At 62.1% G+C, this 12,767-nt stretch carries 6 protein-coding genes and 3 rRNA genes; 2 read left to right on the top strand and 7 right to left on the bottom strand.

Annotation, left to right across the window (positions count from 1 at the left end):
• Window positions 1-59 precede the first annotated feature (59 nt).
• Entirely contained in the window at window positions 60-1,493 is a 1,434-nt protein-coding gene (gene glsA / locus ACSUZC_RS09215; RefSeq protein ID WP_439032519.1) for a glutaminase A, read from the bottom strand.
• A gap of 150 nt (window positions 1,494-1,643) precedes the next feature.
• Here glsA and ACSUZC_RS09210 point away from each other — a divergent pair, with 150 nt between their 5' ends.
• Complete coding sequence (locus tag ACSUZC_RS09210) at window positions 1,644-2,525, top strand: universal stress protein (protein ID WP_439032518.1); 882 nt, start codon at window positions 1,644-1,646, stop codon at window positions 2,523-2,525.
• Window positions 2,526-2,574: 49 nt separating this feature from the next.
• Here the strand turns inward: ACSUZC_RS09210 and rrf are convergent.
• The 3 genes from rrf to ACSUZC_RS09195 form a co-directional block, all read right to left on the bottom strand.
• Window positions 2,575-2,691, bottom strand: a 5S ribosomal RNA gene (gene rrf / locus ACSUZC_RS09205).
• Window positions 2,692-2,797: 106 nt separating this feature from the next.
• A 23S ribosomal RNA gene (locus tag ACSUZC_RS09200) occupies window positions 2,798-5,931 on the bottom strand.
• A 458-nt stretch (window positions 5,932-6,389) separates the two neighbouring features.
• Window positions 6,390-7,912: ribosomal RNA gene (locus ACSUZC_RS09195) — 16S ribosomal RNA — on the bottom strand.
• The 16S, 23S and 5S rRNA genes sit together here, the layout of an rRNA operon.
• Window positions 7,913-8,641: 729 nt before the next feature.
• Between ACSUZC_RS09195 and mftM the strand changes: the two genes are divergently transcribed.
• Window positions 8,642-9,517 carry a mycofactocin oligosaccharide methyltransferase MftM gene (gene mftM, locus ACSUZC_RS09190; RefSeq protein WP_439032517.1) on the top strand — a complete coding sequence of 292 codons (876 nt, stop codon included), beginning with the start codon at window positions 8,642-8,644 and terminating at the stop codon, window positions 9,515-9,517.
• Here the strand turns inward: mftM and ACSUZC_RS09185 are convergent.
• The 3 genes from ACSUZC_RS09185 to ACSUZC_RS09175 are packed head-to-tail and all read right to left on the bottom strand — an operon-like array spanning window position 9,510 to window position 12,741.
• Window positions 9,510-10,166, bottom strand: coding sequence for a MadR family response regulator transcription factor (locus tag ACSUZC_RS09185; RefSeq protein WP_439032516.1), 657 nt, complete (start codon window positions 10,164-10,166; stop codon window positions 9,510-9,512). The two genes, mftM and ACSUZC_RS09185, sit on opposite strands and share 8 nt — an antisense overlap.
• The gene (locus ACSUZC_RS09180; RefSeq protein WP_439032515.1) at window positions 10,163-11,563 is read right to left on the bottom strand and encodes a MadS family sensor histidine kinase; all 1,401 of its coding nucleotides are present in this window, start codon (window positions 11,561-11,563) and stop codon (window positions 10,163-10,165) included. Before ACSUZC_RS09180 ends, ACSUZC_RS09185 begins: the two co-directional genes overlap by 4 nt.
• Window positions 11,563-12,741 carry an iron-containing alcohol dehydrogenase gene (locus tag ACSUZC_RS09175; protein WP_439033053.1) on the bottom strand — a complete coding sequence of 393 codons (1,179 nt, stop codon included), beginning with the start codon at window positions 12,739-12,741 and terminating at the stop codon, window positions 11,563-11,565. The genes ACSUZC_RS09180 and ACSUZC_RS09175 overlap by 1 nt, the downstream gene beginning before the upstream one ends.
• Between the last annotated feature and the right edge of the window lie 26 nt (window positions 12,742-12,767).

Genomic DNA, 12,767 nt, shown 5'->3' with positions numbered 1-12,767 from the left:
CTAGGCCATCCGGTCACTGCTGGACGGGACCCCCTGCCCGTCGGTTCCCGGGGCGGGACTCACCGGCCGTAGTAGTGCTTGAGCAAGAAGGACTCGGCATCGGTGATGGCATCGTCCATGGTCGAGTGCACATGCGGCAACGCCGGGTCGAACCCCCGGAGTTCTTGTGGTGCAGCGAGATCGGGAACCGAAGCATCGTTGCGGTGACGGTCCACGCTGGCCCGGACCACGCCGTCGGGGTCGACGAGCATGGCGCGGCGTCCGCTGTCGTCGAGTCGTTGCTTCATGCTCAGCACCATTGTGCGCGCGACCGCGTCGATGACCCCGATACGGGAGATCTCGACGATCACCACCGTGTAGTCGTTCATGTCGGCTTCCAGCCGCCGGTGCACGCTCTCGGCGCCGGCAAACGTCAGGTCGCCCTGGAGTTCGTATACCCGGATGGTGTCCCGGCACGTCCGCAGGTAGCTGCGCTCGCGCTCGGTCCATTCCTCTCCGACGGTGGTGTCCGACAGGTCGTACACCGACCGGATCGTCACCCGGCTCTCGCGTGTCACGTTGAACATGTGCAGCCCGAGATCCTTGGACAACGACCGGCACACCTCGACGCCACGAACGCTGTTGCCGTGCTCGTCGAGTCGTGGCGAGTACACCCCGATGCCCAGCTGACCCGGCAACACGGCGAGTATGCCGCCACCGACCCCGCTCTTCGCCGGCAGTCCGACGGTGGTGACCCAGTCCCCCGCGCCGTCGTACATCCCGCATGTGGTCATGACGCTCAGCAGCCGCTGCGCCGTCTCGCCGGAGAACACCGAGCGCCCCGTTCGCGGATTCACCCCGCCGTTGGCGATGGTCGCGCCGATGCCCGCGAGGTCGTCGGTCGTCACGCGGATCGAGCACTGCCGGTAGTACAGATCGAGCGCCGCATCCGGGCTGGTCTCCAACGAGCCGAAGCTGTCGAGCATGTACGCGATCGCACGATTGCGGGAACCCGTGGACGCCTCCGAGGCGTACACGTCCTCATCCATCGTCAGGCGACGACCCGCACAGCCAGAGTAGAACTCGAGCACCTCGGCGAACGCTGCAGCCACCGCGGACTCGTCCACGCCACGCATCGGCGGGAGCAACATAGACGCCGCGAAGATCGCGCCGGCATTGATCATCGGATTCTTGGGCCGGCGCCGGTCGTCGACGCTGATCTCGTTGAACGCCTCTCCCGACGGTTCGACGCCGATTCGCGCATCCACCGCGACGGCCCCGTGTTTCTGCAACGCCATCGCGTAGGTCAGCGGCTTGGACACCGACTGGATTGTGAATGACGTGGAAGTGTCGCCGTGGGAGTACGTATGACCGTCGTGGACGCAGACCGACAGGGCGTAACCGTTCGGGTCGACCACGGCCAATTCCGGGATGTAATCGGCCACTGCTCCCGATCGATCCGATCGGCATTCGTCCATGATGTGGCTGAAATATCCGTCGACGAGGGACTCCATGCCCCTATCTAAGCGGGTTCGTCGCCGAGGGGGACACCGACCACGCGGAGACCGGAGTACTTCGGCAGTCGTCGACGCGCGTCCGATCGATCGGGTGGTGGCTAGGCTGGCGAGGGCGGGGTGGGAAGACGTTCACGTGAGGGAGTACCGATGAAGTTGCTCGTCGCATACATCGCGACCTCGGGAGGCGAGGATGCAGTCGCACTCGGCGCCTGCCTGGCACGCTCCTTCGACGCCGAGCTCGAGATCTGTATCGTCATACCGCCCGAGCCGGAGCGCTCCGGGGATACGACAGAACCGATCCCCGTCGAACGTCTCACCGATGCTCTCGACAGTGCGGCACGGCAGTGGCTCGACCAGGCCGCGTCGCGACTGCCGGACGACATCGAGACCACGACGACGATCGCCGAGCATGCGAATCCCGCCGAGGGCCTCATCGTCCAGGCTCATCGAACCGGGGCGGACATGCTGGTGATCGGCGGCGCCGGCGGCGGTATCCGCGGACGCCATACGCTCGGCACCGTCGTCAACGACATCCTCCATTCCTCACCGATCCCCGTGGCGGTCGCACCTCCGGGATTCGCGCATCTCGGAGCCGAGGAGGTCAGACAGATCTCGGTTGCCATCGGGCACCGTCCCGGGACGCGACTGCTGTTCGAGACCGCCCTTCGCAGCGGCGTACGCGCCGATCGACCGATTCGGCTCATCTCGCTCGTCGCCATCGACGACGTCCAACCGTGGCGCACCGAACCGGATCAGCACGCCATAGACCGCGCCCAGGTGCACGCCCAGCAGACTCTTGATGCAGCACGCGCACAACTGCCACCGGATTTCCCGGTGAGTTCGGTCGTCGCCTCGGGAACCACCATCGAAGAGGCAGTCGAATCTCTGGAGTGGCAGGACGGGGATGTCGTCATGGTGGGCTCGAGCAGGCTGGCCGCGCCGAACACCTTGTTCCTCGGAACCACCGCGGCAAAGATCCTGCGCGCAGTGTCGATACCGATGATCGTGGTCCCCAAAGAAAGCGCATGAGAATGCAGAATGCCCCGCAACGTGTGTTGCGGGGCATTCTGGGAGTTGTGTTCGGCGGTGTCCTACTCTCCCACACTGGTTAGGGTGCAGTACCATTGGCGCTGGAGGGCTTAGCTTCCGGGTTCGGAATGGGGCCGGGCGTTTCCCCTCCGCTATGGCCGCCGTAACTTTATGAAACACACACACAACTGTGTTTGTTTTTGTTGTGTGTTGTTTCAGAAGTACATAGTGGATGCGAACACACCAAAAAATGGTTTTGGGTGTGTGGGTGTTGTTGTAAGTCCTCGGCCGATTAGTACCAGTCACCTGAACACATTGCTGTGCGTACAGTTCTGGCCTATCAACCCCATGGTCTGTGGGGGGCCTTAACCCCGCGAAGGGGGTGAGAAACCTCATCTTGGAACAGGCTTCCCGCTTAGATGCTTTCAGCGGTTATCCCTTCCGAACGTAGCTAACCAGCGGTGCCCCTGGCGGGACAACTGGCACACCAGAGGTTCGTCCGTCCCGGTCCTCTCGTACTAGGGACAGGTTTCCTCAAGTTTCTTACGCGCGCGGCGGATAGAGACCGAACTGTCTCACGACGTTCTAAACCCAGCTCGCGTGCCGCTTTAATGGGCGAACAGCCCAACCCTTGGGACCTACTCCAGCCCCAGGATGCGACGAGCCGACATCGAGGTGCCAAACCATCCCGTCGATATGGACTCTTGGGGAAGATCAGCCTGTTATCCCCGGGGTACCTTTTATCCGTTGAGCGACACCGCTTCCACTTGCCGGTGCCGGATCACTAGTCCCGACTTTCGTCCCTGCTCGACATGTACGTCTCACAGTCAAGCTCCCTTGTGCACTTACACTCAACACCTGATTGCCAACCAGGCTGAGGGAACCTTTGGGCGCCTCCGTTACCTTTTAGGAGGCAACCGCCCCAGTTAAACTACCCACCAGGCACTGTCCCTGAACCCGATCAGGGTCCGAGGTTAGAAGTCCAATACGATCAGAGTGGTATTTCAACAACGACTCCATGAACACTGGCGTGCCCACTTCACAGTCTCCCACCTATCCTACACAAACCGAACCGAACACCAATACCAAGCTATAGTGAAGGTCCCGGGGTCTTTTCGTCCTGCCGCGCGTAACGAGCATCTTTACTCGTACTGCAATTTCGCCGAGTCTGTGGTTGAGACAGCAGAGAAGTCGTTACGCCATTCGTGCAGGTCGGAACTTACCCGACAAGGAATTTCGCTACCTTAGGATGGTTATAGTTACCACCGCCGTTTACTGGGGCTTAAATTCTCAGCTTCGCTCCCCAAAGGGAACTAACCGGTCCTCTTAACCTTCCAGCACCGGGCAGGCGTCAGTCCGTATACATCGTCTTACGACTTCGCACGGACCTGTGTTTTTAGTAAACAGTCGCTTCTCTCTGGTCTCTGCGACCCACACCAGCTCAGACCGAAAAGGCCGTCACCAGAATGGGTCCCCCTTCTCCCGAAGTTACGGGGGCATTTTGCCGAGTTCCTTAACCACAGTTCTCTCGATCGCCTTAGTATTCTCTACCTGACCACCTGTGTTGGTTTGGGGTACGGGCCGTGTACCAACTCACTAGAGGCTTTTCTCGGCAGCATAGGATCATGGAATTCACCGCAACGGCTACGCATCACCTCTCAGGCTATGTGAACGACGGATTTGCCTATCGCTCGCCCTACAGGCTTACACCAGTACAACCACTGACTGGCCCCACTACCTTCCTGCGTCACCCCATCGCTTGCCTACTACCAGCCAAGGTCCCATGCATCACCCCACTCGGCACCCGAAGGCACTCTCGGAGGATCAGGATGGTTAGTACAACTGATTCAGCATGGGCGCGGATACACGGGTACGGGAATATCAACCCGTTGTCCATCGACTACGCCTGTCGGCCTCGCCTTAGGTCCCGACTCACCCTGGGCGGATTAGCCTGGCCCAGGAACCCTTGGTCATTCGGCGGCAGAGTTTCTCACTCTGCTTTCGCTACTCATGCCTGCATTCTCACTCCCACACCCTCCACCACTAGATCACTCTGTGGCTTCCACGGATGCAGGACGCTCCCCTACCCACCCACACACCTAGCCAATCCCCCGCAAGGGAAAGGCGGGCTCTTGTGTGAGTGCCGCGGCTTCGGCGGTGTACTTGAGCCCCGCTACATTGTCGGCGCAGGATCACTTGACCAGTGAGCTATTACGCACTCTTTCAAGGGTGGCTGCTTCTAAGCCAACCTCCTGGTTGTCTTCGCGACCCCACATCCTTTTCCACTTAGTACACGCTTAGGGGCCTTAGCCGGCGATCTGGGCTGTTTCCCTCTCGACTACGAACCTTATCGCCCGCAGTCTCACTGCCACACTCTCACTTACCGGCATTCGGAGTTTGGCTGACGTCAGTAACCCTGTGGGGCCCATCGGCCATCCAGTAGCTCTACCTCCGGTAAGAAACATGTGACGCTGCACCTAAATGCATTTCGGGGAGAACCAGCTATCACGGAGTTTGATTGGCCTTTCACCCCTACCCACAACTCATCCCCTCCATTTTCAACTGAAGTGGGTTCGGGCCTCCACGACGTCTTACCGACGCTTCACCCTGGCCATGGGTAGATCACTCCGCTTCGGGTCTAGACCCGGCGACTCCAACGCCCTATTCAGACTCGCTTTCGCTACGGCTACCCCACACGGGTTAACCTCGCCACCGAGCACTAACTCGCAGGCTCATTCTTCAAAAGGCACGCCATCACCCACCCACCGAAATGGCGCAGGCTCTGACGGATTGTAAGCGTCCGGTTTCAGGTACTATTTCACTCCCCTCCCGGGGTACTTTTCACCTTTCCCTCACGGTACTTGTCCGCTATCGGTCACCAGGAAGTATTCAGGCTTACCGGGTGGTCCCGGCAGATTCACAGCAGATTCCACGAGCCCGCTGCTACTTGGGAGAACATCACGCAAGACCATGTGTTTTCAGCTACCGGACTCTCACCGACTACGGCAGACCATTCCAGGCCACTTCACCTAACACACGATTTTCTGACTCACGCCCAGACAGGTAGATCTGAGAAGATGAACCCCACAACCCCACACACACAACCCCTACCCGGTTACACATGCGCATGGTTTAGCCTCCTCCGCTTTCGCTCGCCACTACTCACGGAATCACAATTGTTTTCTCTTCCTATGGGTACTGAGATGTTTCACTTCCCCACGTTCCCCCCACACAGCCTATACATTCAGCTGGTGGTAACACGACATCACTCGTGCTGGGTTTCCCCATTCGGACACCCTCGGATCACAGCTCGTTTGACAACTCCCCGAGGACTATCGCGGCCTACCACGTCCTTCATCGGCTCCTGGTACCAAGGCATCCACCGAACGCCCTTACACACTTACAACAACACCTACAAACCACCCCCACACCCCACCAAAGTGAGACCCGAGGATCGAATGTAGACACCACACGAACCACGTTCGTGCACAAAACAAATTCTGCTAAATCACAGACCAACAAAAAGTTGATTTGAAATAAAGATGCTCGCATCCACTATGCACTTCTCAAACAACACACACCATCCAACCTCCCGCACCTCCGCACCCCACCACAGGACACCTCACCGGCACGATCAACCAGACAGCTAGGTCAAAGACAACACACACCAGCCCGAAAGCCAGCCGCGTGTTCCCTCAGAACCCCGATAGTGTGACGCGAACGCACCCACCTCACAGTGGAATGCTCGCCATGGACAAACCAGCACCAAGCCGGCCACCACAACGTGTCTGATGTTTCACCCGTGAACACACACACGCCGCAGAACAGACGCCCACGAAACGTGTGTAGTTGTGTGCTCCTTAGAAAGGAGGTGATCCAGCCGCACCTTCCGGTACGGCTACCTTGTTACGACTTCGTCCCAATCGCCGATCCCACCTTCGACAGCTCCCTCCCACAAGGGGTTAGGCCACCGGCTTCGGGTGTTACCGACTTTCATGACGTGACGGGCGGTGTGTACAAGGCCCGGGAACGTATTCACCGCAGCGTTGCTGATCTGCGATTACTAGCGACTCCGACTTCATGGGGTCGAGTTGCAGACCCCAATCCGAACTGAGACTGGCTTTAAGGGATTCGCTCCACCTCACGGTATCGCAGCCCTCTGTACCAGCCATTGTAGCATGTGTGAAGCCCTGGACATAAGGGGCATGATGACTTGACGTCATCCCCACCTTCCTCCGAGTTGACCCCGGCAGTCTCCTGCAAGTCCCCGGCATAACCCGCTGGCAATACAGGACAAGGGTTGCGCTCGTTGCGGGACTTAACCCAACATCTCACGACACGAGCTGACGACAGCCATGCACCACCTGTACACCAACCACAAGGGAACGACTATCTCTAGCCGCGTCTGGTGTATGTCAAACCCAGGTAAGGTTCTTCGCGTTGCATCGAATTAATCCACATGCTCCGCCGCTTGTGCGGGCCCCCGTCAATTCCTTTGAGTTTTAGCCTTGCGGCCGTACTCCCCAGGCGGGGTACTTAATGCGTTAGCTACGGCACGGATCCCGTGAAAAGGAACCCACACCTAGTACCCACCGTTTACGGCGTGGACTACCAGGGTATCTAATCCTGTTCGCTACCCACGCTTTCGCTCCTCAGCGTCAGTTACTACCCAGAGACCCGCCTTCGCCACCGGTGTTCCTCCTGATATCTGCGCATTTCACCGCTACACCAGGAATTCCAGTCTCCCCTGTAGTACTCAAGTCTGCCCGTATCGCCTGCACGCCTACAATTGAGTTGCAGAATTTCACAGACGACGCGACAAACCGCCTACGAGCTCTTTACGCCCAGTAATTCCGGACAACGCTCGCACCCTACGTATTACCGCGGCTGCTGGCACGTAGTTGGCCGGTGCTTCTTCTCCAGGTACCGTCACTCACGCTTCGTCCCTGGTGAAAGAGGTTTACAACCCGAAGGCCGTCATCCCTCACGCGGCGTCGCTGCATCAGGCTTGCGCCCATTGTGCAATATTCCCCACTGCTGCCTCCCGTAGGAGTCTGGGCCGTGTCTCAGTCCCAGTGTGGCCGATCACCCTCTCAGGTCGGCTACCCGTCGTCGCCTTGGTAGGCCATTACCCCACCAACAAGCTGATAGGCCGCGGGCCCATCCCACACCGCAAAAGCTTTCCACCACAGAACATGCATCCCATGGTCATATCCGGTATTAGACCCAGTTTCCCAGGCTTATCCCAGAGTGCAGGGCAGATCACCCACGTGTTACTCACCCGTTCGCCACTCGAGTACCCAGCAAGCTGGGCCTTTCCGTTCGACTTGCATGTGTTAAGCACGCCGCCAGCGTTCGTCCTGAGCCAGGATCAAACTCTCCATGAAAAACCATCGAAAAAACCAACCCCCCACAAGGAAGGCCAGCATTTCAACACAACCAGGAAAGCAAACCTGACCAAAATAAACCTAGCAAAACAAATGACACCCACACCCAAAAGGCGAGGCGCCACAAAAACATCAACATCCACAAAAGATGCTCGATGCCACAAATGGCATCAGACAATTCATCATCACACTATCGAGTTCTCAAAGAACACACACCCACCAGCTACCCACCCCCAAAAGGGCCCTCACCAGCAGACTTGAGTCCACACAATCTCCGCCACCCCGTCTCCGGGGCAACTCTTCCAGCCTACCAGACCCGATCCGCAGTCCGCAACCCCGAAAAGTTTCGGACTCAAGAGATCTGGCAACCCCAACCACCCAACCAAGACACAAAAGCCTCAGCCGAAACAATCAGGGGCGGCCAACGAAAAACCCGGTCTCCACTCCCCGCCTTCAGACCCTCTCAGGCCCTCCGGGGCGGCGCCGTGGCTCGCTGACTTGAAGAAAGTTACGCAACCGGATCGCCGGGGTCAAATCGCCAGGTCGGCACGCGTCTGGCGCAACATCACCGCAGGTCACCGGCACGAGTCCGCTTGCGAATACCACTGTCACGCCACCAGATTCGACGAAGTCGCGAGTGTGACGTGCGCCGCAAACCGTCCGTTCGGACAGGCACGAGGCACCTGTTGGTCAGTTATGCGCAGGTCAGCGAGTTCCTACCGTCGTTTCATGACTGCAATCGAGAAGATCTCGACGCCGGCCCGGCTTGCGAAGCCGACGGCAGACCCATCGCACGGCCTACCCGTTGTGCGCCGATCGTCGCTGGTGCCTTCGGGTTTCGTCCGTTGCGGTCTCCTCTCCTGGCGCGTCGTGGCCGGGGTCGTGCACATCGCCCATCCCTTCGACGAAGGGTCGGTGTCGGACGCGGGTGTCGTCGACGGGCTGGTGTCACTCGTCGAGGCGGGCGTCCTGTCGGGTCAGGAGCAATTCGAGGCCGCCGCGCTGGGGATCATCCGCACCTCCGCAGAGTTGCGCACCGATGCCTGGTCAGCCTTCTACCGGAATTCTCTACGCGAATTGCGCTGTGGCATATCGGCATTTGCCCCGGTTCATCACCGCGCACGCGCTCTGCTCCGAGGCCGCAGCGTCCTCGAAGTCGGTTGCTGCTTCGGTTTCTTCGCCCTCGGCTGCGCGATGGAGGGCTTCGACGTCTCCGCCTGCGACATCTCGCCGGGTGCGGTGTCGTTGCTGTCCGCGGCCGCCCGCCGACAGGGTGTGTCGGTCGATGCCATGGTCGGAGACGCCACCGCCCTTCCCTACCCTGACCGTTCCGCCGACACGGTGACCCTCATCCACCTTCTCGAGCATCTCGATGGTTCCGCCGCCGCGACCGCGATCACCGAGGCGCTTCGGGTCGCGCGTCACCGGGTCGTCATCGGAGTGCCCTTCGAGGAGCAGCCCAGTCCCCACTTCGGTCACGTTCTGCGGCTCCGGGAGTCCGACCTCCACTCATGGGCGCGACAGGTGCCACACGCCGGCGCCGAGGTCTTCGACGACCACGGAGGCTGGTTGGTGTTGACCCCGCGCCGAGGCGCGCTCAGATGAGTCCGCGCTTGCTCGCGATGTACACCGCGTCGGTGCGCTTGGAGACCCCGAGTTTGCGGATGATGTTGCGGATGTGGAACTTCACGGTCGATTCGGAGATGTAGAGCGTCTCACCGATCCGCTTGTTGGACAGCCCGTCGGCCAGGAGGCGCAACACCTCCCGCTCGCGGTCACTGAGCGCCTCGGACGTGTCACCTTCGCCCGAGACCGTCCGCAACACGACGGCCGCGCTCCGCGGGTCGAAAGCGCTCCCCCCGGTCGACACCGCCTGGATGGCCCGCACGAGTTCGGTCGTGTCCACGTCCTTGACCACGTACCCGCGGGCTCCGGCACGTACGGCCCGGACAACGAGGTCGTCGTCGAGGAACGTCGTGAGCACCAGGGCCGCGACCCCGGGGTGACGTTGCGCGATCTCCTTGATCAAGCGCAGACCCTCGTACTCCGTGCCCGCCGAGAGTTTCAGGTCGACGACCACCACATCGGGCCGGCACGCGTTCACCTCGGCCAGTGCCGCGTCGTGAGAACCGGCCTCACCCACCACCTCGACGACCTGGTCGCGTTCCAGCAACGACCGCATCCCCTCGCGCAACAGGGCGTGGTCGTCGACGAGCAACGTTCTGATCGGGTGTGTGGTCTCGATGCCGCTCAACCGGACTCCTTGATCGATATCGGTCCGTCCGCGTTCGCGGAGGTGTGTATGTCCGGCGTCGGAGACGGGCGCATGGTGGGCAGCACCGCGCCGATCCGGATGCCGCCGAGTCGAGACCTACGGATCCGCAGCTCGCCGCCCAGCTCAGCCGCGCGGGACGACATGTTCGCCAGACCACGATGCCGACCCGCCGTGAGGTCGCCCAGGGACGCGGTGCGGAGAACGCGTCGCAGGTGGTCAGGGTCACCCACACCGTCGTCGTCGACGGCCAACCCGACCCGGTCCGGCCGGTAGGTGAGCGTCACCGCGACGCGGCCGGCGTGGGAATGGATCGCGGCGTTGAACAACCCCTCACCTGCGATCCGTAGCAGCGCGTGTTGCACGTCGTCGGCGAGATCGCGGGCGCGTCCGCGCACATCGACCGACGTGTGCAGGTCAGGGGGCATGTGCAGTGAGCACAGCTCGGCCAGAACCTCGCGGACACTCGGCGACGGGGCGTTCGTCGCGTTGTTCAGCGCATAGATGAACGATCGCAGCTGTTCGACCGCCTCCTTGGTGAGCCGCCCGGCCATCTGCAGACGGTCCAGAGCCGGTCCGTCCACGAGGCCGCGGCACAACTCGATCTGGACGCCTGCCGACAGGACCGACTGCGTGACCGAGTCATGCAGCTCCCGTGCGATCCGAGCGCGCTCCTCGTTCAGGACGGTGGTCCGCATCGCCGCGGACAACTCCCGCTGGGTCCGTTCGAGTTCGCTGTTGCGTTCTGCCAATTCCGCTGCGTGCCTGTTGGTCTCGGAAAAGAGCTCGGCGTTGAGCAGCGCGACGATCGCCTGACTGGCCAGGATTCGCAGGACGACGACATCGGTGGGGTCCACGCCGCGACCGGCGGGCGTCCACGCCGACAGTCCGCCGACGACGCTGCCGTCGAGTTCCACCGGAACGTGCACATGATCCTCCTCCAGGATCGGGCCGTGCAGCAGCGGCGCGTGACCGCGCAAGATGTCGTTGAGGCGGTTGAGTACCGCGTCGGGCAGTTCCTCTGGGGCGGAGGCGTTCTGCGAACCCTCGAAGGCGAACAACCGGCCGCCGCTCGCGCAGATCAGGTGCCTCGGGGCGGACCGTTCGAGCCTGCCGTCGGCGAGCCCGAACACCACCCACTCCGCTTCCAGGTGGTCGCGGGCCGCCTCCACGACGGAGGTGACGAGTGCTTCGGGCCCCTCGGCGGTGCGCACCAGAGCACGCGAGATGCGTTCGAGGGCACCCACCACCCGGCTCAGTCGGGCCTCGACCCCGCGCAGCGCCGCATAGTGACTGCCCTTCACCGATCGCAGACCGACGAGGCTGTCGAGGTCGGCCTGCTCGGGACGGACGCCCCGGTCGGGCGCGGGGCCGGTCATCACAACGCCTCCGCATACAGCTCACGGATTCCGGCGGTCTCCGGGCGGCGCGGGTTGGTCATCATGCAGGAGTCCGCCAGGGCATGGGCGGTGAGTTGGTCCAGGTCGCCGGTCCGCACCCCGAGCGGGGCCAGTGTCGAGGGCATGCCCACCCGTTCGCCCAGACCGGCGATCGCATCGGCCAACCGATCGGCCACCGTCCGCGCGTCCCCGCGGGTGTCCACGCCGATGGCGTCGGCGAGATCGACGAATCCGTCCGCGCACACATGCGCGTTGTAACGGATCACGTGCGGCAGCAGGACCGAGTTGATGGCGCCGTGCGGCGCATCGCAGTGACCGCCGACCGGGTGGCTCATGGCATGGGTCGCGCCGAGGATCGCGTTCGTGAACGCCATGCCCGCCCGCAGTGCCGCCAGCGACATCTCCTCGGCAGCGACGTGGTCCCGCGGGTCGTCGACGAGTCTCTCGAGGTGCGTCCAGACTCCCCGGATCGATTCCAGCGCAAGCGAATCCGTCAAACGTCCGTGCGCGAGGGACACGTAGGCCTCGACGCAGTGGGTCAGCACGTCCATCCCCACCTGCGCGGTGACCTCCGCGGGCGCGGTGGTCAACAGGGTCGGGTCGGAAACCGTCACGTCGGGTACCAGCGACCGCCCGATGATCGTCACCTTGGTGCGACGCTCGGCGTCGTTGATGATGCAGAACTGCGAGACGTCGGCACCGCTGCCCGCTGTGGACGGGACCGCGACGAGTGGGGGCAGTGGACGCCGGGCGCGGTCGATCCCCTCGTACTCCAGGATGTGTCCGCCGTTCGCCGCGAGCACGGCGACACCCTTGGCTGCGTCGATGACCGAACCCCCGCCCAGGGCGACCAACCCGTCCGCGTCGTGCGCCTTGTAGGCGACGAACGCGGCCGCGACCTCGGCCGCCCGCGGGTTGGGTGACACGTCGAGGTACGACTCGACGGTGAGTCCCGCGCGACGCAACCCCTCCCGCAACTGCGCGAACCAGGGCGTCGCCTCCAGGCGACGATCGCTCACCACGAAAGGCCGGCGCATCCCGAGACCGGCCGTGGCGACGGGGACCTCACCGAATGCGCCCGGTCCGAGAACGATCTCCGGAGCGTGGAACTTGGCGACCAGGCCCGATGTCCTCTGACGGTGCGCGCCACCCTGCATCCGACCTGCCTCCGATCCCTTCGACA

Origin of the sequence: Gordonia terrae (genome assembly GCF_051789125.1) — a bacterium.
In the GTDB taxonomy this organism is placed as follows: domain Bacteria; phylum Actinomycetota; class Actinomycetes; order Mycobacteriales; family Mycobacteriaceae; genus Gordonia; species Gordonia terrae_A.
This window is presented reverse-complemented; position numbering and strand designations above follow the sequence as displayed.

Bases quoted from the DNA above. Each gene is read 5' to 3' on its own strand.
- glsA (WP_439032519.1), bottom strand. From the start codon at position 1,493: ATGGAGTCCCTCGTCGACGGATATTTCAGCCACATCATGGACGAATGC.
- ACSUZC_RS09210 (WP_439032518.1), top strand. From the start codon at position 1,644: ATGAAGTTGCTCGTCGCATACATCGCGACCTCGGGAGGCGAGGATGCA.
- mftM (WP_439032517.1), top strand. From the start codon at position 8,642: ATGACTGCAATCGAGAAGATCTCGACGCCGGCCCGGCTTGCGAAGCCG.
- ACSUZC_RS09180 (WP_439032515.1), bottom strand. From the start codon at position 11,563: ATGACCGGCCCCGCGCCCGACCGGGGCGTCCGTCCCGAGCAGGCCGAC.
- ACSUZC_RS09175 (WP_439033053.1), bottom strand. From the start codon at position 12,741: ATGCAGGGTGGCGCGCACCGTCAGAGGACATCGGGCCTGGTCGCCAAG.